This window comes from Kitasatospora sp. NPDC056273, assembly GCF_042268845.1.
Taxonomy (GTDB): domain Bacteria; phylum Actinomycetota; class Actinomycetes; order Streptomycetales; family Streptomycetaceae; genus Kitasatospora.
In genome coordinates, this window is the sequence record NZ_JBHJSJ010000003.1 from 96,615 (window position 1) to 117,897 (window position 21,283).

The 21,283-nt window shown below is 74.0% G+C and carries 21 protein-coding genes; 13 read left to right on the top strand and 8 right to left on the bottom strand.

The window, feature by feature from the left end:
- The first annotated feature begins 15 nt into the window (after positions 1 to 15).
- Both ACFCY1_RS03670 and ACFCY1_RS03675 read left to right on the top strand, forming a co-directional pair.
- Positions 16 to 1,029 (top strand): TIGR03842 family LLM class F420-dependent oxidoreductase, encoded by a 1,014-nt coding sequence (locus ACFCY1_RS03670; protein WP_375873369.1) that lies wholly within the window; start codon positions 16 to 18, stop codon positions 1,027 to 1,029.
- Between the two features lie 63 nt (positions 1,030 to 1,092).
- A complete protein-coding gene (locus ACFCY1_RS03675) occupies positions 1,093 to 2,649 on the top strand; it encodes an NCS1 family nucleobase:cation symporter-1 (RefSeq protein ID WP_375873370.1) in 1,557 nt (518 codons plus the stop codon).
- Positions 2,650 to 2,714: 65 nt separating this feature from the next.
- Here the strand turns inward: ACFCY1_RS03675 and ACFCY1_RS03680 are convergent, their stop codons facing one another.
- Positions 2,715 to 3,959 carry a glycosyltransferase gene (locus tag ACFCY1_RS03680; protein WP_375873371.1) on the bottom strand — a complete coding sequence of 415 codons (1,245 nt, stop codon included), beginning with the start codon at positions 3,957 to 3,959 and terminating at the stop codon, positions 2,715 to 2,717.
- A gap of 259 nt (positions 3,960 to 4,218) precedes the next feature.
- On the opposite strand from ACFCY1_RS03680, the gene ACFCY1_RS03685 reads away from it, so the two are divergent.
- Both ACFCY1_RS03685 and ACFCY1_RS03690 read left to right on the top strand, forming a co-directional pair.
- On the top strand, positions 4,219 to 4,485 hold the full coding sequence (locus ACFCY1_RS03685; RefSeq protein WP_049649713.1) for a GlsB/YeaQ/YmgE family stress response membrane protein: 267 nt from the start codon (positions 4,219 to 4,221) through the stop codon (positions 4,483 to 4,485).
- A gap of 206 nt (positions 4,486 to 4,691) precedes the next feature.
- Positions 4,692 to 4,955, top strand: coding sequence for a GlsB/YeaQ/YmgE family stress response membrane protein (locus ACFCY1_RS03690; RefSeq protein WP_063780048.1), 264 nt, complete (start codon positions 4,692 to 4,694; stop codon positions 4,953 to 4,955).
- Between the two features lie 101 nt (positions 4,956 to 5,056).
- Here the strand turns inward: ACFCY1_RS03690 and ACFCY1_RS03695 are convergent, their stop codons facing one another.
- The 5 genes from ACFCY1_RS03695 to ACFCY1_RS03715 form a co-directional block, all read right to left on the bottom strand.
- Positions 5,057 to 5,980 carry an ADP-ribosylglycohydrolase family protein gene (locus ACFCY1_RS03695; protein ID WP_375873372.1) on the bottom strand — a complete coding sequence of 308 codons (924 nt, stop codon included), beginning with the start codon at positions 5,978 to 5,980 and terminating at the stop codon, positions 5,057 to 5,059.
- 108 nt (positions 5,981 to 6,088) lie between these two features.
- Positions 6,089 to 6,676, bottom strand: a complete 588-nt coding sequence (locus ACFCY1_RS03700; protein WP_074004228.1) for a TetR family transcriptional regulator — start codon at positions 6,674 to 6,676, stop codon at positions 6,089 to 6,091.
- Between the two features lie 80 nt (positions 6,677 to 6,756).
- On the bottom strand, positions 6,757 to 7,770 hold the full coding sequence (locus ACFCY1_RS03705; protein ID WP_375873373.1) for an aldo/keto reductase: 1,014 nt from the start codon (positions 7,768 to 7,770) through the stop codon (positions 6,757 to 6,759).
- Between the two features lie 227 nt (positions 7,771 to 7,997).
- Positions 7,998 to 8,300 (bottom strand): GNAT family N-acetyltransferase, encoded by a 303-nt coding sequence (locus tag ACFCY1_RS03710; protein ID WP_049649718.1) that lies wholly within the window; start codon positions 8,298 to 8,300, stop codon positions 7,998 to 8,000.
- Positions 8,301 to 8,349: 49 nt separating this feature from the next.
- Positions 8,350 to 9,237 carry a class I SAM-dependent methyltransferase gene (locus ACFCY1_RS03715; RefSeq protein ID WP_375873374.1) on the bottom strand — a complete coding sequence of 296 codons (888 nt, stop codon included), beginning with the start codon at positions 9,235 to 9,237 and terminating at the stop codon, positions 8,350 to 8,352.
- 197 nt (positions 9,238 to 9,434) lie between these two features.
- Here ACFCY1_RS03715 and ACFCY1_RS03720 point away from each other — a divergent pair, with 197 nt between their 5' ends.
- From ACFCY1_RS03720 to paaE, 8 genes are all read left to right on the top strand, one after another.
- The gene (locus ACFCY1_RS03720; RefSeq protein WP_375873375.1) at positions 9,435 to 10,928 is read left to right on the top strand and encodes a histidine kinase; all 1,494 of its coding nucleotides are present in this window, start codon (positions 9,435 to 9,437) and stop codon (positions 10,926 to 10,928) included.
- Complete coding sequence (locus tag ACFCY1_RS03725; RefSeq protein WP_049649719.1) at positions 10,925 to 11,584, top strand: response regulator transcription factor; 660 nt, start codon at positions 10,925 to 10,927, stop codon at positions 11,582 to 11,584. The genes ACFCY1_RS03720 and ACFCY1_RS03725 overlap by 4 nt, the downstream gene beginning before the upstream one ends.
- Positions 11,585 to 12,830: 1,246 nt before the next feature.
- A complete protein-coding gene (locus tag ACFCY1_RS03730; RefSeq protein ID WP_375873376.1) occupies positions 12,831 to 14,111 on the top strand; it encodes a M20 family metallopeptidase in 1,281 nt (426 codons plus the stop codon).
- Between the two features lie 310 nt (positions 14,112 to 14,421).
- Positions 14,422 to 15,432, top strand: coding sequence for a 1,2-phenylacetyl-CoA epoxidase subunit PaaA (gene paaA, locus ACFCY1_RS03735; RefSeq protein WP_375873495.1), 1,011 nt, complete (start codon positions 14,422 to 14,424; stop codon positions 15,430 to 15,432).
- Positions 15,429 to 15,770 (top strand): 1,2-phenylacetyl-CoA epoxidase subunit PaaB, encoded by a 342-nt coding sequence (gene paaB / locus ACFCY1_RS03740; RefSeq protein WP_375873377.1) that lies wholly within the window; start codon positions 15,429 to 15,431, stop codon positions 15,768 to 15,770. The genes paaA and paaB overlap by 4 nt, the downstream gene beginning before the upstream one ends.
- Before the next feature lie 13 nt (positions 15,771 to 15,783).
- Positions 15,784 to 16,707, top strand: coding sequence for a 1,2-phenylacetyl-CoA epoxidase subunit PaaC (gene paaC, locus ACFCY1_RS03745; protein WP_375873378.1), 924 nt, complete (start codon positions 15,784 to 15,786; stop codon positions 16,705 to 16,707).
- A 104-nt stretch (positions 16,708 to 16,811) separates the two neighbouring features.
- A complete protein-coding gene (gene paaD / locus ACFCY1_RS03750) occupies positions 16,812 to 17,360 on the top strand; it encodes a 1,2-phenylacetyl-CoA epoxidase subunit PaaD (RefSeq protein WP_375873496.1) in 549 nt (182 codons plus the stop codon).
- The gene (gene paaE / locus ACFCY1_RS03755; protein ID WP_375873379.1) at positions 17,361 to 18,539 is read left to right on the top strand and encodes a 1,2-phenylacetyl-CoA epoxidase subunit PaaE; all 1,179 of its coding nucleotides are present in this window, start codon (positions 17,361 to 17,363) and stop codon (positions 18,537 to 18,539) included.
- 39 nt (positions 18,540 to 18,578) lie between these two features.
- Here paaE and ACFCY1_RS03760 read toward each other — a convergent pair whose 3' ends face one another.
- Positions 18,579 to 19,787 carry an NAD(P)-binding domain-containing protein gene (locus tag ACFCY1_RS03760; protein ID WP_375873380.1) on the bottom strand — a complete coding sequence of 403 codons (1,209 nt, stop codon included), beginning with the start codon at positions 19,785 to 19,787 and terminating at the stop codon, positions 18,579 to 18,581.
- A gap of 66 nt (positions 19,788 to 19,853) precedes the next feature.
- Positions 19,854 to 20,225: a YbjQ family protein gene (locus ACFCY1_RS03765; protein WP_049649739.1), complete on the bottom strand. Its 372-nt coding sequence runs from the start codon at positions 20,223 to 20,225 to the stop codon at positions 19,854 to 19,856.
- A gap of 125 nt (positions 20,226 to 20,350) precedes the next feature.
- Between ACFCY1_RS03765 and ACFCY1_RS03770 the strand changes: the two genes are divergently transcribed.
- Positions 20,351 to 21,280 carry a hypothetical protein gene (locus ACFCY1_RS03770; RefSeq protein WP_143204631.1) on the top strand — a complete coding sequence of 310 codons (930 nt, stop codon included), beginning with the start codon at positions 20,351 to 20,353 and terminating at the stop codon, positions 21,278 to 21,280.
- Positions 21,281 to 21,283 lie beyond the last annotated feature (3 nt).

Below are 21,283 nucleotides of genomic sequence, written 5' to 3' on the forward strand. Positions count from 1 at the left end.
TACCTGGAGCCCCTCATGGACATCGGCCTCGTCCTCCAGACCGACCCGCCCGCCCGACTGCTCATCGACCGGATGATCCGCGCCGAGCGGGCCGGATTCAGCCACGGCTGGACCTTCGACTCCTGCGTGCTGTGGCAGGAGCCCTTCGTCATCTACAGCCGGATCCTCGCCGAGACGGAGCGGATGACCGTCGGCCCGATGGTCACCAACCCCTCCACCCGCACCTGGGAGGTGACCGCCTCCACGTTCGCCACGCTCAACGACATGTACGGCAACCGGACCGTCTGCGGCATCGGCCGCGGCGACTCCGCCATGCGGGTCGCCGGGCGGAGCCCCGCCACCCTCGCCCGGCTCTCCGAAGCCATGCACGCCATCAAGGAGTTGGCCGAGGGGCGCACCGCCGAGGTGGACGGCAGTGAGATGCACCTGCCGTGGGTCCGCGCCGGCGCCTCCCTGTCGATCTGGATGGGGGCGTACGGGCCGAAGGCGTTGAACCTGACTGGGCGTCAGGCCGACGGCTTCATCCTGCAGTTGGCCGACCCCTACCTTACCGAGTTCATGGTCAAGGCGGTGCGGGCCGCCGCCGTCGAGGCGGGCCGGGATCCGGAGTCGATCACCATCTGCGTCGCCGCCCCGGCCTACGTCACCGCCGACGACTCGCCCGAGGCGCTCGCCCACGCCCGGGAGCAGTGCCGCTGGTTCGGCGGGATGGTCGGCAACCACGTCGCCGACCTGGTCAGCCACTACGGCGAGCACTCCGACCTGGTGCCGGAGGCGCTCACCGACTACATCAAGGACCGGCAGGGCTACGACTACAGCCACCACGGGCGGGCCGGGAACCCGGACACGGCCTTCGTCCCGGACGGGATCATCGACCGCTTCTGCCTGATCGGCCCGGTGGAGGCGCAGCGGGCCCGACTGGCGGAGCTCCGCTCGCTCGGCGTCGACCAGTTCGCCGTCTACGCCATGCACGACGCCATCGAGACCACCATCGACGCGTACGGGACGGACGTCATCCCGCACCTGTGACCCCGCCCGGCGCCCCCACCCGAGCTCAGCCGCGGATCCGCCCGCGGCGGACGGGAGTTGCCCATGCCCGCAACCGCGACCAGTGACGGCAGACAGTGGCACCACCCCGACGGCCGGGTCGAACTCGACCCGGCCGCCGGGGACTTGCCACCCAACGGCTTCACCAGCGACGACCTGCGGCCGGTCCCGGTGGCACGGCGTACCTGGACCACGTACAACTTCCTCGCGCTCTGGGTCGGCATGGCCCACAACATCCCGTCCTGGACCCTGGCTTCGGGCCTGGTCACGCTCGGCATGGACTGGAAGCAGGCGGTGCTGACGATCGCGCTCGCCAACCTCCTCGTGCTGGTCCCGATGCTGCTCACCGGGCACGCCGGCACCAAGTACGGCATCCCGTTCCCGGTCTTCGCCCGGGCCGCCTTCGGGCTGCGCGGCGCCAACCTGCCCGCCCTGCTGCGGGCGGCGGTGGCCTGCGCCTGGTTCGGCATCCAGACCTGGATCGGCGGCGAGGGCATCTTCCTGCTGGCGGGCAAGCTGTTCGGCGAATCCTGGCGCACGGCCGGCGAGTTCGGCGGCTACCCGTGGACGCAGTGGCTCTCTTTTCTGCTGTTCTGGCTGATCGAGATGGCCATCATCGCGCGGGGGATGGAGGCGCTGCGGCGGTTCGAGAACTGGGCGGCGCCGTTCGTCATCGTCGGCGCGCTCGCGCTGCTGGTGTGGATCACCGTCAAGGCGGGCGGGCTCGGGCCATTGCTCGACCAGCCGTCCAGGCTGGGGTGGGGCGGCGGCTTCTGGAAGGTCTTCTTCCCTGCGCTGATGGGCATGATCGGGTTCTGGTCCACCCTCTCGCTGAACATCCCCGACTTCACCCGCTTCGGCGGCAGCCAGCGGGCCCAGATACGCGGGCAGGCGCTCGGCCTGCCGACCACGATGACGCTCTTCGCGTTCCTGTCCGTGCTGGTCACCTCAGGCTCCGAGGCGGTCTACGGGGCCCCGGTGTGGGACCCGATCCAGCTGGCCGCCAAGATGGAGAACCCGGTCGGCATCCTGTTCGCGCTGCTGACCGTGCTGGTCGCGACGCTGTCGGTGAACATCGCCGCCAACGTGGTGTCGCCCGCGTACGACCTCGCCAACCTGCTGCCCCGCTTCGTCACCTTCCGGACCGGGGCGCTGATCACGGGGGTGGTCGGGATCGTGATCCTCCCGTGGCGGCTGATCTCCGACCCGCACGTGTACATCTTCACCTGGCTCGGTGTGGTCGGCGGGCTGCTCGGCACGGTCGGCGGAGTGCTGATCGCCGACTACTGGGCCCTGCGCCGCACCCGCCTCCGGCTCGCCGAGCTGTACCGCCCGGGCGGGGCGTACTGGTATGTGGCCGGCTGGAACTGGCGGGCCGTGACGGCGCTGCTGGTGGGCGGCGTGCTGGCCGTCGGCGGCTCGTACTCCACCGTCGACGCCGACGGTGTGAAGCAGGGCCCCTTCCCGGCGGACGGCCTGATCCCCGTCCTCAAGCCGCTCGCCGACTACGGCTGGGCCGTCGGGCTGACGGCGGCGGCCGTGGTGTACCTGGGGCTGAGCGGGGTGTTCGGGAGGGGCGCCGGGGAGGAGAGGGAGGGCTGACGGGGGAGGGCGAACGACTGACGGGTGACAGCGAACAGCTGACAGATTTCGAAAGTTGTCGGTTGTCAGTTGTTCGCTGAAACCCGTTCGACGGCGGCGAGGACCTTGGCCGCGCCGTCCTCGGCGGCCAGGGCGGTGGCGACGGCTCGGGCGCGGGTGCGGTAGCGGGGGTCGTCGAGCGTCAGGCGGAGGGAGGTGGCGAGGCGGGCGGGGGTGAGGCCGCGCAGGGGGACGGGGCCGGGGGAGACGCCGAGCCGGGTCAGTCGGGCGGACCAGAACGGTGCGTCGAGCTGGGCGGGCACGGGGACGGCGGGGGTCCCGGAGCGGAGGGCGGCGGCCGTGGTGCCGGCACCCGCGTGGTGGACCACGGCGGCGGTGCGGGGGAAGAGCCAGTCGTGCGGGGTGTCGCCGACGGTCAGGACGGAGTCCGAGTCCTCGGCGGCCAGTCCGCTCCACCCCGACTGGAGCAGGAGGCGCACCCGGGCGGCGCGGGCGGCGGCGAGGACGGTCGCGGTCAGCCGCTCGGCGTCGGGGACGACCAGGCTGCCGAAGCCGACGAAGACCGGCGGCGGCCCGGCGGCCAGGAAGTCGAGCAGCCGGGCCGGGGGCTGCCAGTCCGGCCGGTCGGCCGGCCACCAGTAGCCCGCCACCTCCAGTCGGGGGCGCCAGTCGGCGGGTCGGGGCACCACCAGTGGCGAGAAGCCGTGCAGGACGGGGTGGTTGCGGCGGGCCCGGGCGATGCCGAGCGGCGGCAGGCCGAGCCGACGGCGCAGCCCGCGGACGGCCGGGACGAACAGCTGGTCGGTCGCGGCCTGGACGGCGTGTCCCGCCAGCAGGTTGCCGGACCGGCCGAGCGATCGGGTGCCGGTGACGGCGGGCGCGAACTCCCGGGTGGGGGCGAGGGGTTGGAGGTACAGCCCGATGCTGGGGATGCCGGCCGCCTCGGCGGCGACCTGGCCGAGTGCGCTGGTGGTGCTGGTGGTCAGCAGCAGGTCTGTCCCGAGCGCCGTGGCGTCGGCGATGCCGTCGCCGAGTGCGGGCATGAACCTCCGGCCGAGCCGCAGGAGTTGCAGGACGGCGCCGGGTCCGCTGCCGGCCCGCAGCAGGCGCCGGCCCTCAACGGAGGCGAGTTCGGCGCGCGGGTCGACCGGCAGCGGGCGGAACTCCAGTCCGGCGGCCCGTACCGACTCGGCGAAGGTGTCGTGGGTGGCGACGGCCACCTGATGCCCGGCCGCCCGCAGCCGGACGCCGAGCCCGGTGAAGGGGGCCACGTCGCCCCGGGAGCCGGCGGTGGCGATCAGGATGCGCATGGCCGCAGTATTTCGGCGCGGGCGACGCGCGGGAAGGGCGCCACGCGCGGGCGGTCCGGCCTGGGCGGCCGGTGTCGTCAGCCGGTCCCGTCGGCCGGTCCCGTCCGCTGGGTTCGTCCGCCGGGTTCGGACGGTGCTGCGCGGGTGGCCGACCGGGGCGGCCGACGCGGGTGGCGGAACCGGGCGGCGGGCGGTGGCGTCCTTGCGGGCAGAGCGGACGGGACGGGGCCGTCGCGCCTTGGACGGGAAGGGATGCCGGATGAGCATCGTCGCGTGGATCGTGCTGGGCCTGCTGGCCGGTGCGCTGGCCAAGCTGCTGCTGCCGGGGAAGGACCCGGGCGGCCTGATCGTGACCACCCTGATCGGCATCGCCGGCTCCTTCGTCGGCGGCTGGATCGCGTCGCACTTCATGCACCGCTCGATCACCGCGCACTTCTTCGACGCGGCGACCTGGGTGTCGGCGATCGGCGGCGCCCTGGTGCTGCTGATCGCCTACCGGCTGCTGTTCGGCAACTCGCGCCGCTGACGGAATGGTTCGGTGCGGCCCCGGCGTCCGGGAGACGGCGGGGCGTGCCGGGGGAGGAGTTCCGCCGACCGGTACGACGGCGCCCGGATGGCCGGTTCGAACCGGTCCTTGCCGGTGCTGGAACGGTGCGAGGCCCTCGGACGTCCTTCCGAACGGGACCCGGGGGCTCGACGGGGTCGCCACACCGATGACGCAAGGGGCGGCGGATGAGCTGGATGGCGTGGATCGTGCTGGGCCTGGTGTCGGGGACACTGGCCAGGATGGCGATGTCGAGGGGGGAGCGCGGCCTGATCGGCAGCACCCTGATCGGCATCACCGGCTCCTACATCGGCACCTGGATCGTCTCGCACTGGATGCACGGGACGGTGAAGGTGAGCTTCCTCGACGTCACGACCTGGGTGTCGGCGATCGGCGGCGCCATGGTCCTGCTCTTCGGCTACAAGGTGCTCCGCTTCCTCGCCCGGCGCTGACCATCTGGTGCTGACGGCTCGATGCTGATGGCTCGGCACTGATGGCTCGGTGCTGACCGCCGGGCTCTGAAGCCGGGCGGTCAGCACCCGGCACCGCCCGGTTACCGGTCGGCGGTCCGGGACGCCTCGGCGACCCAGCCCGGGAGTGGCTCGCGCGCGGCGAGCCAGCCGGGCGGCACGTCCGCGAGCCCGGTCCGGGCGGCGGCCACACCGGCGGCGATGGCGCAGGTGGTGTCCTTGTCGCCCCAGCCCTCCAGGGTGTTCCAGACGGTCTCCGGCAGCGAGTCCAGGTGCCCGGCCGCGGACCAGAGGGCGAACGGCACGGTGTCCGCGGCGGAGATCAGCGCTCCCGAGCCGAGCACGGTGGCGGCGTGCCGGACGCTGGTGTGCTCGGGCATCCGGGCGGCGATCCGGAGCCCGGAGCGGACCTCGCTGTCCGGCAGCCGTCCGGCGATCTCGGTCAGCAACTCGGCCCGGCCGGGCGGGTTTCCGCCCCGGCTGCGGACCGCCAGCGCAGCCGCGAGCGCGACCGCCACCGCACCGGCGACGGCCTCCGGGTGGAAGTGGGTGGTGAGCGCCTGCAGTTCGGCCTGCCGGACCACCGCGTCGAGGTCCTCGGCGAACCAGGCGCCCAGCGGCGCGACCCGCATCGCGGCGCCGTTCCCGTGCGAGCCCTGACCCTCGAACTGGGCCGCGGTGATGGCGCGCCAGTCCCCGCCGGCGCCGATCCCGCGCAGGACCCGGTGCATCGACGGGCCGTACTTGCGCCCGTACTCGCGGGCGTACTCGGCGGCGAACTCCCGGGCGAGCGCGTCCGGTCGGACCTCGCCCGCGTCGAGCAGGTGGCGGACCAGCACGAGCGCCATGGCGGTGTCGTCGGTCCAGTGCCAGGGTGCGGGCCGGACCAGCCGGGCGGCGAGCGCGGCGGGCGCCTCGTCCAGCGGGACCGAGAACCACCGGTCGCCGAAGGCGTCGCCGAGGGCGAGTCCTTCCAGGCTGTCCAGGACCGGGCGGGCCGCACGCATGTCATCCTCCATGTGAGATCAACTGTGTGCGGCAGTCTGCCGGAGGGGGCAGGACGCCGGCGAGCGGTTATTCCTCCGTTCGCCGGCGCCACATCTGCTGACGGGTCGTCACTTCGCCTTCAGGCCACCGAGGACGAGCTTCCAGACGGCGTCGAACCGGTCGTCGACGTCGGGGGTGGACCAGGTGGACGCGTAGGCCGGGTCGTGGAAGGGGCCGGTCGCGTCGAAGACGGCGCGGGCGGTGTTGCGGATGTGGGCGAGCTTGAACTCCTTGGTCTCGATGCCCTCCGCCACCATCCGCGCGATCTGGTCGACCAGGGTGTCGACATGGGTGTCCACCAGGCCGCTGTTCTCCTCGACCAGCACCATGTAGGTGGCGAACAGCTCCGGGTCGTCCAGCGCCTTCTTCCGCTTGGCCGTGAACAGCGCCGTCAGCCACCGCTGCAGCCGCTCGGAGGCGGGGCCGCCCTCGTTGGAGACGGTCGACAGCTCGTGGTGCGCCTGGTCGAGCCAGCGCTGGGTGACCGCCTCGCGCAGCGCGGCCTTGCTGGGGAAGTGGCGGTAGACGCTGCTGTGGCTGACGCCGAGGATGCGGGCGACGTCCACGACGGTGGCCTTGGCCGGGCCGAACCGCCGGAGGACGTCCTCCGCCGCGCTCAGGATCTGCTCGGCGGTGAGTGTGGTGTCCGTGGTCACGGGGAGGTCCGTCCTTAGGTCGTGCGGTCGGGTCGTGCGGCGATGGCGCCGGTGGTGCGGCGACGGCGCTGGTGGTGCGGTCAGCGCTCGCTGTCCAGGTGGGCCATCTGTGCGGCAGCGTACCGGTCACCGGCGGCGGAGCCGGCGGGTACGGCGGCCTCGACGGCGGCGAGGTCGGCCTCGGTCAGCGCGACGTCGAGGGCGCCGAGGGCCTCGGTCAGGCGGTCCCGGCGGCGGGCCCCGACCAGCGGGACGACGTCCTGACCGCGGGAGGCCACCCAGGCGATGGCGACCTGGGCGACGGTGGCGCCCCGCGCGGCGGCGATCTCGCGCAGGGCCTCGACCAGTGCCAGGTTGTGGGCCAGGTTCTCGCTCTGGAAGCGCGGGCTGTGGCTGCGGAAGTCGGTCCCGGCGAGGGCCCGTTCCCGGTCCCAGTGGCCGCCGAGCAGGCCGCGGGAGAGCACGCCGTACGCGGTGATGCCGATGCCGAGCTCGCGGGCGGCGGGCAGGACGGCGGCCTCGATCGAGCGGGAGAGCAGCGAGTACTCGATCTGGAGGTCGCTGATCGGGTGGACGGCGGCGGCCCGGCGCAGGGTGTCGGCGCCGACCTCGGAGAGCCCGATGTGGCGGACGTAGCCGGCCTTCACCAGGTCGGCGATGGCGCCGACGGTCTCCTCGACCGGGACGCCCGGGTCCAGGCGGGCCGGGCGGTAGACGTCGACGTGGTCGGTGCGCAGGCGGCGCAGGGTGTAGGCGAGCGCGGTCTTGGTGGCGGCGGGGCTCGCGTCGTAGCCGAGCCACTGGCCGTCGGGGCCGCGCTGGGCGCCGAACTTCACGCTGATCTGCACGCTCTCGCGGTCGCGGCCGCGCAGCGCCTCGTGGATCAGCAGCTCGTTGTGGCCCATGCCGTAGAAGTCGCCGGTGTCGAGGAGGGTGACCCCGGCGTCGAGGGCGGCGTGGATGGTGGCGATGCTCTCGGCCTCGTCGGCCGGGCCGTACAGGTCGGACATGCCCATGCAGCCGAGGCCGAGGGCCGAGGTGACCGGTCCGGTGGTGCCGAGGGTGCGCCGGGCGGGGCGGGTGTGGGAGGACACGGGTGACTCCAAGGGGGCGGGTGCGGTGCCGGAGGGGCAGGAGCAGGGTGACCCGGGTCTCACTGTGACACGACAGCGAACAGATTTCAAAATCTGTTCGCTGTCGTCTGTTATCTGAAAGTTGAAATCTGTCGACTGTCATTTGTTCGGCGGACGGGCGGACGGGCGGACGGGCGGACGGGCGGGCGACTGCGGCATGGCGGCAGACGCCCGCACCGAAGCCGACATCAGTCGGCGACCCGGCTCCGGTTCTCGTACGCGAGGTCGGTGTACTCGGGGTGGCGGAGCATCCAGCCCTTGATGAAGGGGCAGGTGGCCAGCACGGACAGGCCGCGGGCGCGGGCGTCGTCCAGGGCGGCGCGGGCCAGCGCGCTGCCGATGCCCCGGCCCTCGAAGGCGGGCTCGACCACGGTGTGCGGATAGACCACCAGCTGGTCGCTGCGCAGGTACTCGGCGAAGCCCGCCGGCTTCCCGTCCTCCCAGGCCTCGAAGCGGTTCCGGGCTTCCACGTCACGTACCGAGATGGTCATCGCGGCTCCTCACTGCGGGAGAGTCGGAGCCGGGCCCGGCCCCGGTCCATCATCGGGGGACCGGGGCCGCCCCGCCCGCCGATCCGGTTGCCGTGTCCGTGGCGGTCGTCGTGCTCGGTGCCTTGCTCGGGGGCGCCGGTTCGACCGCCGGCCCGACAGCGGGTTCGACAGCGGGGCTCCCGGTCGGCGCCCAGGTCTCGCGGCCGCCCGGCGACCGCAGCAGGCAGGCGCGGGCGGGCGGCACATTGCGCCACACCGTGCGCTCGCCCAGCCCGTACGCCTCCTCGAACCGCCGCAGCAGCCGGACCACCGCCCGGTGGCGGGCGCCCCGGCGGGGGCCGGAGGTGAGGCTGCGCGCCGTCGTCGTGCCGAGGTACCCGAAGTACGTCAGCTCGCCGCCGGGCGCCAGCAGCCGCAGGTAGAGGTCGAGGATGTCGCGCACCTGTGCGGGCTCGAAGTTGGTGAACGGCAGCCCGGACACGATCACGTCGTACCGCTGCCCGCGGTCCTCCGCCCGGGCCCCTTCCGGCGCCGGTCGACGGCACTCCGGCAGCTCCTCGACCCGGCAGGCCGACAGTCGCAGGCCGACCCCGGGGTGGCGTGCGGCGAGGACCGGGTCCTCCCGCAGCCGTTCGGCGAACCGCGGGTTGGCCTCGACGACGTGCAACCGGTCGCCCGGGCGCAGCACTTGGGCCAGTCGGCGGGTGACCACGCCGGTGCCGGCGCCGACCTCCAGCACCGAGATCGGACGGTTCGGGCGGCTGGTGACCGGTACCACCAGGGCGTTCACCAGCTCCGGGCCGCTCGGGGCCAGCGCGCCGGTGTCGTGGAAGGTGCGCAGGGCCTCGGCGAGGAACAGCAGGTGGTCGCCACCGGCGGGCGAACTGTACAGGGGGGAAGGGGGGTCCGGACGGTGGTGGAGCCGTTCGTTGGTCATGCCGTCGACGCTAGGCAGGGCGGAGCCGCCGCGAATCGGCCGGTCAGCGGCGCCGACCCCCGACGAAAGTCGAGGGTGCGGTTACCCGGAAGACAGAGGCGCTCCGCGGCCGAGCGCCCCTAGCATCGAGCCCGAGGTGCCCAAGGGTGGACGTACGGAAGGCTTTCGGGCCGAGGAGAGCGGAAAGGAGGAGCACCATGCGCCGGAGTGTGCTCGGCTGGTACGGGCCGGACCACCGGGCCGGGACGGACACGTTGCTGCTGCTCGGCCTGCTCGGCCTGACCATCGAGGAGGCCCTCGCCCAGTGGACGCAGACCGACGGTCCGCTGCGCCTGCCGCGCACGGTCGTCGCCGCGCTCGCCGCGGTCTCGCTCTTCTTCGCCCGCCGCCACCCGGTGGCCTCGGCCGTGCTGCCGGTGCTCACGGGCGGGCTGTTCAACCGGGCCGTCCCCGGCCTGTTCAGCGTCTTCCACCTCGCCTACCTCGGCCGGCCGGGCCTGGCGATGGCGGGCGGCTCGGTCATCGCGGTGGCCAGTGCGGTGGGTGTGGACTCACTGGTCGGCCGGGCGGGTACCGCCGGGTCCCAACTCCTGGTCCAGGCCGCCACGATGGCGGTCGGCCTGTGGCTGCGGGGCAGACGGGTGCTGATCCGCACCCTGCACGAGCAGGTCGACGCGCTGCGCCGCGAGCGCGAGCTGCGCGCCGAACAGGCCCGGTCCGCCGAACGGGCCCGGATCGCCCGGGAGATGCACGACGTGCTGGCCCACCGGCTCAGCCTCCTGGTCCTGCACGCCGGGGTGCTGCGCGACCAGGCCAGGGCCGGCACCGTCGCCGACGACCCCGACCGGCTCACCCACCGCCTCGAACTGCTGCGCACCACCGCCGCCCGGTCGCTCGACGACCTGCGCGACGTCCTGGGCGCGCTGCGGGCCGACCCGTCGGCCCCGCCCGCCACGGGAGGCGAGCCGTCCGTGCCCGTCGAGGCCGGGCGCGTCCCGGCGCCCGCGCTGCGCGACCTCACCGAGCTCGTCGGCGAGGCGACCCAGGCCGGCCAACGGGTCGAACTCACCCTCTCCGGGGAGCCGGAGACCATCCCGACCACCCACCGGCTGGCCGTGCACCGGCTGGTGCAGGAGGCACTGACCAACGCCCGCAAGCACGCGCACGCTGCGCCCGTCACCGTCCGGGTCGGCTACGGGGCGCCGGCGACGACGGTCGAGGTCCGCAACGGCCCGGGCGAGGCGCCGTTGGGCGGGCCGGGCACCGGTGGTGGGTACGGGCTGGTGGGGCTGGCCGAACGGGTCGGCGCCCTCGGCGGCCACTTCGACGCCGGTCCGGACGGTGGCGGCGGCTTCCGGCTCTCCGCCCGGTTACCCGCGCCGGACCGCCCGCCGCAGGCGGTGCCGGACGAGGCTTCCGTCCGGCTCCGTGGCGACGGTCCGGATCCACAGTCGGCGCGCGCGGTGGCGCACCCCGGGCGGGCGTCGCCGCGGCCGGAGCGGGGGAAGGGGACGCCAGGGGCGCGACAATCGCAGGAAGGGGCGCAGGGGGCGCGAGGAGTGAAGCAGTCGGAGCCACCGAAGCGACCGGAGGAACCGATGCAGCCGAACCAATCGACGCAAGCGACGCAACCGACGCGGGCGAAGCACGTTGAGCAGGAACCGAAGCCGCAGCCGAAGGACGCCGCATGATCCGAACTATGGTGGTCGACGACGACGCGCTGGTCCGTCTCGGCCTGGTCGACCTCCTGGCCCAGGACCCGGAGCTCACCGTGGTCGCCGAGGCCGCCGATGGGCTGCAGGCCGTCGAGCTCGCCGCCGGTCGGCGGATCGACGTCGCGCTGATGGACATCCGGATGCCCCGGCTCGACGGGATCGCCGCCACCCGGCGGCTGCGCGAACTCCCCGACGGTCCGCGGGTCATCGCCCTCACCACCTTCGACCTGGACGAGTATGTGTACCAGGCGCTCGCGGCCGGGGCGGACGGCTTCCTGCTGAAGGACACCCCGCCCGCGGAGATCGCCCGGGCCGTCCATGTCGTCGCCGGCGGCCAGGGGATGCTGCACCCGGCGGCCGCTCGGCGGCTGATCGACCGCTACCACCGGGTCGGGGCGCCCCGGTCGGTGGCCGCCCGCAGCCGGGCCGCCGGACTCACCCCGCGGGAGACGGACGTACTGCGCGAACTCGCCGACGGGCTCTCCAATGCCGAGATCGCCGGTGTGCTCGGGATGCGCGAGAGCACGGTCAAGGCGCACGTCAGTCGGATCCTGACCGGGCTCGGAGTCGCCAACCGGGTCCAGGCGGCGCTGCTCGCGCGCGACGCCGGGCTGATGGGCGACGGCGGCTGAGGACGGACGGCTGGGATCGGCCGGGCCCGGGTTCGGGTGCCCAGGTGCCGGGGGGCCCGGGTGCCGATCGGTCGTGCACCCGCGGGTACGTTCGCGAACGTTCGCGCACGCGCATATCCGGGCGCTGTCCCGCTGTTCCGGGGTGCCGCCCTGTCGTGCCAGGGGTTGCAGCCGAAGCACGTCGGGGCTCGGTGGGGCTCGGTGGGGCACATCGGGGCACGGCATCGGCCGGTGTTCACCCGGGCGTTCCCCGGACGTTCCTCCGGAGTCGGGGCGGACGTCGAAGCGGGCTTCCATGAGCCGCCGCGTGCTCCCGGTTCGTATCGCGTGCTGAGCCGCTGTCACCCATCCGGCGTGGAAATGCCGTGCCTTGGCCGTTTGCGCTGCCGAACTCGGGCGGCGGGTCCATGGTGGAGATGGGCGCGATCCGGCGACCGCGTCCGCGCGCCGATCCAGGCCCGCGCGCCGAGCGCCCGCGCCGAAAGCGGACGGGTGTTGTCCGAAGCGGGGCCCGGTACCGGCACGCTGGGAACAGGGCCACCTCGCAGGAAACCGAACGGTTCTTCTAGGCTCACATCTCGGCTTCCCTGCGGCGGTCCGGCCACTGCGCCCACCGCCACGAAGCCGCCGTCCACGGGGCTCCGGGCGGACCGGGGCCACCGGATCGAGCGAGGAGGACGCACATGCCAAGCACGCCGCCCAACCGTTCCACCGTACTTGGGCCAGACAGGCCGATTCGGTGGGCCGCTCATCATCCCGGGCGGCCGGTGCGGTCCGGCCGGGCCTGGTACCCGGGCGGGAGCGGTCGGCCGGCACGGCCGCTGTATACCGGCGGCGGCCGCGGAGGCGAGCGTTGAGTCCCCAGATCGTCGGGTCGCCCGCCGCACCGGGCGCCGCCGCGGAACCCGCCCCGACGTCGGTCGCCGTCCCGGCCGCCACCGACGGTGAGGCCCTTGCCGCCGCCACGGCCACTGCGACCGCCGCCGCCGCTACCGCCGCAGCCACCGCTACCACCACCAACGGCACCGCCGCCGGCACCGCAACTGCCGCTGCGGATCCGGGCACTACGGTCTCGGCCCCTGCGCTTCCCGCCGCTTCGGTCCAGGCCACTGCGGCCGCGTCCGGTGCCGCGAAGACCGTCGTGGCCAAGGTGGCCGTCACCACGACCGCAGCCGCAAAGTCTGCCCTCACGAAATCCGCCCTCACCAAACCCGTCGTCGCGAAGGCCGCGGCGGCGAAGAGCCCCGTGACGAAGAGCCCTGTGACGAAGAACGTCGTGGCGAAGAACGTCGTCGCGAAGCCCGCGACGGGCCCGGCCGCCACCGCCTCCCACGGGGCCGCCGCCGTCACCACGGCGCTGCCCGGTGTGCCGCAGGCGCTCAGCACCCGGGCCCGCACCCTCGCCGGGGCCGTCCGGCGTCGCTGCGTCGACCTGGCGCGGATCGAGTCGCCCAGTGGGGACGCCCCCAGACTCGACGCGCTCGCCGAGGAGTTGGCGGCCGGCTTCTGTGCCACCGGTGCCACCGCCCGGCGTGAACCCGGACCGGCCGGCGACCACCTCGTACTGGAGTGGGAGGGTCGGGACGAGTCCCTGCCGCACCTGCTGATCGTCGGGCACCACGACACCGTGTGGCCGGTCGGCACCCTCGCGGACTGGCCGGTGACGGAGGAGGACGGCCGACTTACCGGGCCCGGCGTGGTCGACATGAAGGGCGGACTCGCCATCCTGGAGGGGGCGTTGTCGCTGCTCGCGGACCTGGGTGAGCGCCCGCACCGGACCGTCCGCCTGGTCGTGGTCTCCGACGAGGAGGTGGGCAGCCCCGACGGACGCCGCCTGGTCGAGCGCCAGCTGCGCGGAGCCGCCGCGGTCCTGGGTCTCGAACCGCCGCACCCCGACGGTCGGTTGAAGACCGCGCGGCGCGGCAGCACCCGGGTGCGGCTCACTGTGACCGGCCGCGAGGCGCACGCGGGCAACGACGCCCACGACGGGGTGTCCGCGGTCGACGAGCTGGTGGACCAGCTCGTGCTGGTGCGCGACCTTGCCGGTCAGCCCGGCACCGAGCTCAACGCCGGTCGGATCAGCGGTGGTTCGCGCGCCAACGTGGTCGCCGGCCGGGCCGAGGCCGAGCTGGGGCTGCGCTTTGCCACCGTCGAGGCGCAGCGCCGTACGCTGGACAACCTCGCCCGGCTCACCGCGCTGCGTCCGGGCGCCCGGGTGCGTACGGAGGTGCTGTCCAGCCGTCCGGCCTGGCCCGAGCGGACCGGCAACCCGCTGTTGCGGCACGTGCGTTCGCTCGCCGCGGTGCTCGGGCAGCAGTTGGATGGCGCTCCGGCGGGCGGGGCGGGGGACACCAACCTGCCGGGCTCGCGCGGGCTTCCGACCCTGGACGGCTTCGGCGCGGTGGGCGCCGGGGCCCACGCCCGGCACGAGCACATCCGGGTCGACCAGATCGCTCCCCGGATCGCCCTGCTGGCGGCGCTGCTCGCGGTGCCGCTGCCGCGACTGCGCGACCGCGCGGAGGGCTGAGCCGGCGGTGAGCTGCTGACGGCCGGGAGTCGGTCGCCGGCCCCCGGCAGTCGGCGGCGGCGAACGTAGAACGGCGGACAGCGGACAGCGGACGTAGAGCAGCGAACGTAGAGCAGCGAACAGAGAACAGAAGACAGCCGACGGATAACAGCTGACAGATTTCAGAATCTGTCAGCTGTTATCTGTTGCGCACCTTGCCATCCCTCCGCCCCTCCGCGCAGAATGGTACCGACCGAACGGTCAGTCGGTTGGTCGGTGCTCCAGGCGGCCGCCGGGCAGGACACGAGAGGGGACTGTGGTGACAGCAGAGGTGGCCGAGACGGTCCCCGCGCAGACGCTGGAGGACCGGTTCGAGGCGGTCGTCGCCGCCGAGCAGCGGATCGAGCCCAGGGACTGGATGCCCGACGCCTACCGGGCCACCCTGATCCGCCAGATCGCCCAGCACGCCCACTCCGAGATCATCGGCATGCAGCCCGAGGGCAACTGGCTGACCCGGGCCCCGTCCCTGCGCCGCAAGGCCATCCTGCTCGCCAAGGCGCAGGACGAGGCCGGCCACGGCCTCTACCTCTACGCCGCCGCCGAGACCCTGGGCGTCGACCGCGCCGAGCTCACCGAGAAGCTGATCTCCGGCCGCCAGAAGTACTCCTCGATCTTCAACTACCCGACTCTCACCTTCGCCGACGTCGGCGTGATCGGCTGGCTGGTGGACGGCGCCGCGATCTGCAACCAGGTCCCGCTCTGCCGCTGCAGCTACGGTCCGTACGCCCGCGCGATGGTGCGGATCTGCAAGGAGGAGTCCTTCCACCAGCGCCAGGGCTACGAGCTCCTGATGACGCTGATGCGCGGCACCGAGGCCCAGCGCCGGATGGTCCAGGACGCGGTGGACCGCTGGTGGTGGCCGTCGCTGATGATGTTCGGCCCCTCGGACGCCGACTCGCCGAACAGCGCCCGCTCGATGGCCTGGCGGATCAAGCGGCACAGCAACGACGAGCTGCGCCGGCGCTTCGTCGACATGACCGTCCCGCAGGCCGAGCACCTGGGCGTCACCCTCCCGGACCCCGAGCTGCGCTGGAACGAGGAGCGCGGCGGCTGGGACTTCGGCGAGCCGGACTGGTCCGAGCTGACCAGGGTCATCCACGGCCAGGGCCCCTGCAACGCCCAGCGGGTCGAACGCCGCCGCACCGCCCACGAGGACGGTGCCTGGGTGCGCGAGGCGGCCGTCGCCTACGCGGCCAAGCGCGCAGCCGAGGCCGCCGGGCCCACGGAAGCCACCGAAGCCTCCGAAGCCACCAATGTGACCGAACAGGAGAACGGAAAGTGACCGACCCCCAGCTTGGCTCCCCGTCCGGGTCCGAGGCCGGGCCCGAGGCCGGTTCCAAAGCCGGCTGGCCGCTGTACGAGGTGTTCGTGCGTCCCCGGCGCGGGCTGAACCACGTCCACGTCGGCTCGCTGCGCGCCGCCGACGACCGAATGGCCCTGCTCGCCGCCCGCGACCTCTACACCCGCCGCAATGAGGGCGTGAGCCTCTGGGTGGTCCGCTCGGACGCGATCACCGCCTCCACCCCGGACGAGCGTGACCCGTTCTTCGAGCCCAGCGGCGACAAGGTCTACCGCCACCCGACCTTCTACGACATCCCCGAGGATGTCCCGCACATCTGACGGGGGAGCCACCGTGCACGACCACACCACCTCCACCACCTCCACCGCCAACACCGGCCAGGACGACCACGTCTACCTCAGCCTCGCCGACGCCGCCCCCGGCCCCGAGGGCGAGGGCCGCTGGGCGTACGGGACGGGCTTCGCCGATCCCCTGCTCGGCGTGGACACCGCGCTGCCCCCCGGTCTGGACGGCGCCGACCTCGCCGCCTACTGCCAGATGCTGGGCGACGACGCCCTGGTCCTCGCGCAGCGGCTGATCGAGTGGTGCACCCGGGCGCCCGAGCTGGAGGAGGAGGTCGCGCTGGCCAACCTGGGCCTCGACCTGCTCGGCCAGGCCCGCCTGCTGCTCACCCGGGCCGGTCAGGCGGACGGTACCGGCCGCACCGAGGACGACCTGGCGTACTGGCGGGAGGAGCACGAGTTCCGCAACGTCCGCCTGGTGGAGGCCCCGAACGGCGACTTCGCCTACTCGATCGCCCGGCTGCTGCTGTTCGCCACCGCGCGCGGCGCCCTGTACGAGGCGCTGAGCGCGCACCCCGACCCGGTGCTGGCCGCGGTCGCCGCCCGGGGCGTCAAGGAGCTGGCCTACCACCGGGAGTACGCCACCGCCTGGACCCTGCGCCTGGGCGACGGCACGCCGTACTCCGCCGGGCGGATGCAGGCCGGGGTGGACGCGGTCTGGCCGCTGCTGGAGGAGCTGTTCACGGCGCACCCGGTGGAGCTGCGGGCGGGCGTCGACCCGGCGGCGCTGCGCGAACCGGTGCTGCGCTCGCTCGGCGCCGTCCTCGCCGAGGCCGGGCTGACCGTGCCGGACGTACCGCCGCTGGCCACCGTCCTCGGCCTGGCCGGCCGGGACGGTGTGCACACCGAGGCGCTCGGCCCGCTGCTCGCCGAGTTCCAGGTGCTGGCCCGCGCCCACCCGGGGGCGACGTGGTGACCGGCGACGTCGTGACGGGCCCGGGGCCGACGGGCACCGCGGAGCCGACGGGCGGGACGGTCGCGACGGTCGGGACGGGCACTGCGGACCCGACGGCCCGCGAGCTGGCCTGGGCCGTCGCCGCGGCCGTGCCGGACCCGGAGCTGCCCATGCTCACCCTGGCCGACCTGGGCGTCCTCGCCGAGGTCGGGGTGGACGGCGGCAGCGGCACGGTGACCGCGTGGCTGACCCCGACCTACTCGGGCTGCCCCGCCGTCGCCGAGATGGCCGCCGACGTGGACCGTCGGCTGCGCGCGGCCGGGTACCCGGACGTCCGGGTGCGGCTGCGGTTGGACCCGCCGTGGTCCACCGACCTGATCACCGCCGAGGGCCGTCGCAAGCTCGCCGAGGCGGGCATCGCTCCGCCGCGCCCGACCGCCGCCGTCGCCGCGGCCGGACCGGTGGCGCTCACCCTCGGTACCACCCGCACCGGAACCGCGACCGCGCCCACCACCGTGGCCGCGCCGACGACCGCCGCCGCGCCCCCCGTGCCGTGCCCGCGCTGCGGCGACGCCGACACGGAGGAACTGTCCCGCTTCGGTTCCACCGCCTGCAAGGCGCTCTGGCGCTGCCGGGCCTGCCGCGAGCCGTTCGAACGCGTCAAGGAGATCTGAATGCCCGCCGCTTCCTCCGCCGCTCCCGCGTCCTCCGCCGCCGGGTCCGCCCCCGACGCCGAGGGGACCGGCATCCGCCCCGCTCGCCGCCCGACCTTCCACCGGCTGCGGATCGACCGGGTCGAGCGGCTCTGCGAGGACGCCGTCGCGGTGACCTTCGCGGTGCCGGTCGGGCTGGCGGAGGAGTACGCCTTCCGCCCCGGGCAGACCCTGACCTTGCGCAAGCTGGTGGACGGCACCGACGAGCGCCGCTCGTACTCGATCTGCGCCCCGGTCGGCGGGCCGCTGCGGATCGCCGTCCGGGAGGTGCCCGGCGGGCTGTTCTCACGCTGGCTGGTGCGCGAGGCGAAGCCGGGCGAGGAGGTGGAGGTGCTGACGCCGTCCGGCCTGTTCACCCCCGAGCTCGGCGTCCCGGCCGACCACGTGCTGCTCGCGGCCGGCTCCGGGATCACCCCGATGCTGTCGATCGCCGGCTCCGTGCTCGCGGCCGACCGCAGCTCCACCGTCACCCTGCTCTACGGCAACCGGCGCAGTGACAGCGTGATGTTCGCGGACGAGCTGGCCGACCTGAAGGACCGCTACCTCGACCGCTTCCAGCTGGTCCACGTGCTCTCCCGGGAGACCAGGGACGCCGAACTGCTCAGCGGCCGACTGGACCCGGAGCGGGTACGCGCGCTGCTGGCGGCGCTGGTGGACGTCGGGAGCGTCGGGCACTGGTGGCTGTGCGGCCCGTTCGGCATGGTCGTGGGCGCGAAGGACCTGCTCGCCGAGCTGGAGGTGCCGGGCGAGCGGGTGCACCAGGAGCTGTTCCACGCCGAGGACGAGCCGCTCCCGGAGCGCGACGAGGACTGGGACCGGACGGACGCCTCGTCCGGCGGCTCCGCCGACGGCGTGTCGGGCCCGCGGAGCGAGGTCACGGTCGTCCTCGACGGCCGCGGCAGCACGCTCTGCCTCCCGCGCGACCGCTCGATCCTGGACGGCGCCCAGCGCTCCCGCCCCGACCTGCCGTTCGCCTGCAAGGGCGGCGTGTGCGGCACCTGCCGCGCCCTGGTTACCGAGGGCGAGGTGGAGATGCGCCGCAACTTCGCGCTGGAGGAGAAGGAGCTGGCCGCCGGCTACGTCCTCACCTGCCAGGCCCGGCCGCTCACCGACCGGGTGACCGTGGACTACGACCGCTGAGCGGACCACCACCGCCGACCGGACCACGATCGCCGGGCCTCAGATGGTGGCGGGCTCCATGACCGGGTCACCGGGCGTCGGGCTCCCGACCCTCGGGCCAGAGATAGTCGGGCTCGCGACCGTCGGGCCGGCGATCGTCGGCCGCCCGGGCGCCGGGTCCCCGAGCAGCTTGACGAGGTCGTTGACGGCCGCCCGCCCGGCCCGGTTGGCGCCGACGGTGCTGGCGGACGGGCCGTAGCCGACCAGGTGGACGCGGGGGTCGGCGGTGGCCCGGGTGCCGGTGAGCGCGATGCCGCCGCCGGGGGAGCGAAGCCCGAGCGGAGCGAGGTGCCCGACCTCGGGCCGGAAGCCGGTCGCCCAGACGATCGCGTCCACGGTCAGCTCCTCGTCGCCCCAGGCGACCCCGTGCTCGGTCAGGCGGTCGAACATCGGTCGGCGGTGCAGCGCGCCCAGCTCCTCGGCGCGCCGGTAGGCGACGGACGGGCCGAGCCCGGTCACGCTCACCACACTGCGCGGCGGAAGCCCCTGCCGGACCCGCTCCTCGACCCTGGCGACCACCGCGCGCCCGTACTCGGGGGTGAACGGCGCGTCGTGGTAGACGGGCTCGGAGCGGGTGACCCACACCGTCTCGCCGACCGCGGCGACCTCCGACAGCACCTGGACCGCCGAGGCGCCGCCGCCCACCACCAGCACCCGCTTGCCCGTGAACTCCTCGGGGCCGCGGTACTCGGCGTAGTGCAGCTGGCGGCCCGCGAAGCGGCCCGGGTAGTGCGGGAGGAACGGGCGGGTCCAGGTGCCGGTGGCGTTGATCAGCGCGCGGGTGGACCAGGTGCCGCGGTCGGTCTCGACCAGCAGCCGGGAGTCCGGGCGCTCGGACTCGGCGCGTACGGCGCGCACCGCGACCGGGCGTACGACCGGGAGCGCGTGCTGCGCCTCGTACGCCGCGAAGTACTCCGGCACCACCTCGCGCGCGGGGGCGTCCGGGTCCGGCGGCGGGAGTTCGGCGTCCGGGAGGTCGTGGACGCCGTGCACGGTGGCCATCCGCAGGGACGGCGAGCGGTACGCCCAGGCACCGCCGGGGACGGCGTTGGCGTCGAGGACGACGAAGCCGCCGTCGACGCCCGTCCGGTGACGGGCGAAGCCGCGGCGGTGCAGGTGGTAGGCGGCAGACAGACCTGCCTGTCCGGCGCCCACCACCAGGACGTCCACCCGTTCCGGAACGCTGTTCGTTGCACCGTAAACAGTCACGCCCGAGAAACATCGGGGGGTCGGCGGGTGTTCCCCGGTCAGGAGAGGAATGTCACGAGAGGAACGTCAGGAGACCGGGGAGATGACCGCGGCGGTGCCGTAGGCGCAGACCTCGGTACCCACGGCGGCCGCCTCCGTGACGTCGAAGCGCATCATCAGGACGGCGTTGCCGCCGCGCGCCTTGGTCTGCTCGATCAGCCGCTGCATCGCCTCGTTGCGGCTCTCGACCAGGGTCTTCGTCAGACCGCGCAGCTCGCCGCCGACCAGTGACTTCAGACCGGCACCGATCTGGCTGCCGACGTGGCGGCTGCGGACGGTCAGCCCGAAGACCTCGCCGATCACGTGGTCGACCCGGTAACCGGGGATGTCGTTGGTGGTCACGACCAGGACGTCGGCGTTCGGGCCCTGCCCGCCGCCGTACTCGTTGATGTCAGCCATGCGGCTCATCCTGCCAAACTCCTGCGTCCGAGTGACAGCGGCGGGGCCGGGCGGTGGCCGAGAAGGCTCCCGGAAGCTGGTCCGGACCGGTGATCGGGCGACCGAAAGGCCGTACCGTTAGCCCCATGGGCGAGCGAAGTGATCATCCACAGGGGCCGGGCGCGGCGGAGGACTCCGGCGCGCAGGAGATCGAGGCGACGGTGGTGCTGGGCCTGCGGATCACCGACTGGCCGGCCCTGCGCGCGGCCGCGATCAGGGCCGTCGAGGAGCTGGACTTCGGGGGCGTCGACCCGGCCGGGCAGCGCCGCGAACTGCTGCGCGAGGTCGCCGAGGACGCCAACGCGGCGCTCGGCGCGCTGCTGCATCCGGACCGGCTGGTGGCCGCCATCCCCGGGGTGGAGGCGATCGGCGGCACGCTGGAGATCAGCGTCACGGAGGACTTCACACCGGACTTCGCCGACCTGTTCCCGCTGGAGGGCGATGAGGAGGAGGGCGGCGCGGGCGCGGACTGGACGCTCACCCCGCGCACGGCCTGCCTGCTCCACGCCCAGCTGATCGGCCTGGCCGACGCCGCGTACGACGACCTCGACGAGCACGGGGACGAGGCGGTCGCCGACAGCGATGACGTGGACTGGACGGTCTTCGCCCGGCTTCCCGAACGCACCTGGCGGATGCACCGGGGCTGGCGCCGCGCGATGGCCCGGGCCTTCGACGACCTCGCCGACGACCTCGCGCTCGGCGAGTGGCCGCTGCCGCGCTGCCTGGCCGAGGACATCGCGCTGCGGATGGCCCTGGTGGACGCCCGGGCGCTGCTCGGTGCGCAACCCGAGTCGGTGGCGGACATGATGGGCGACCTCCCGGCCGACCTGTACGACTACGACTGGGACGGCTGCCAGGACGAGCTGTTCGGGGTCTACGGGCCGGATGAGGGCGATCCGGAGCTGGCGGCGGAGCAGCGCACCGAGATGCTGCTCGCGGCCACCCACCCGGAGGGCTGGTTCCTGATGTACGAGGACGCGGAGGAGCGGGACCCGCAGCGCGGCTACCGGCGCTGACGG

Bases quoted from the DNA above. Each gene is read 5' to 3' on its own strand.
- ACFCY1_RS03720 (WP_375873375.1), top strand. From the start codon at position 9,435: ATGCGCCGGAGTGTGCTCGGCTGGTACGGGCCGGACCACCGGGCCGGG.
- ACFCY1_RS03710 (WP_049649718.1), bottom strand. From the start codon at position 8,300: ATGACCATCTCGGTACGTGACGTGGAAGCCCGGAACCGCTTCGAGGCC.
- ACFCY1_RS03725 (WP_049649719.1), top strand. From the start codon at position 10,925: ATGATCCGAACTATGGTGGTCGACGACGACGCGCTGGTCCGTCTCGGC.
- ACFCY1_RS03675 (WP_375873370.1), top strand. From the start codon at position 1,093: ATGCCCGCAACCGCGACCAGTGACGGCAGACAGTGGCACCACCCCGAC.
- ACFCY1_RS03690 (WP_063780048.1), top strand. From the start codon at position 4,692: ATGAGCTGGATGGCGTGGATCGTGCTGGGCCTGGTGTCGGGGACACTG.
- ACFCY1_RS03670 (WP_375873369.1), top strand. From the start codon at position 16: ATGGACATCGGCCTCGTCCTCCAGACCGACCCGCCCGCCCGACTGCTC.
- ACFCY1_RS03680 (WP_375873371.1), bottom strand. From the start codon at position 3,959: ATGCGCATCCTGATCGCCACCGCCGGCTCCCGGGGCGACGTGGCCCCC.
- ACFCY1_RS03770 (WP_143204631.1), top strand. From the start codon at position 20,351: ATGGGCGAGCGAAGTGATCATCCACAGGGGCCGGGCGCGGCGGAGGAC.
- ACFCY1_RS03765 (WP_049649739.1), bottom strand. From the start codon at position 20,225: ATGGCTGACATCAACGAGTACGGCGGCGGGCAGGGCCCGAACGCCGAC.
- ACFCY1_RS03695 (WP_375873372.1), bottom strand. From the start codon at position 5,980: ATGCGTGCGGCCCGCCCGGTCCTGGACAGCCTGGAAGGACTCGCCCTC.
- paaE (WP_375873379.1), top strand. From the start codon at position 17,361: ATGCCCGCCGCTTCCTCCGCCGCTCCCGCGTCCTCCGCCGCCGGGTCC.
- ACFCY1_RS03685 (WP_049649713.1), top strand. From the start codon at position 4,219: ATGAGCATCGTCGCGTGGATCGTGCTGGGCCTGCTGGCCGGTGCGCTG.
- ACFCY1_RS03715 (WP_375873374.1), bottom strand. From the start codon at position 9,237: ATGACCAACGAACGGCTCCACCACCGTCCGGACCCCCCTTCCCCCCTG.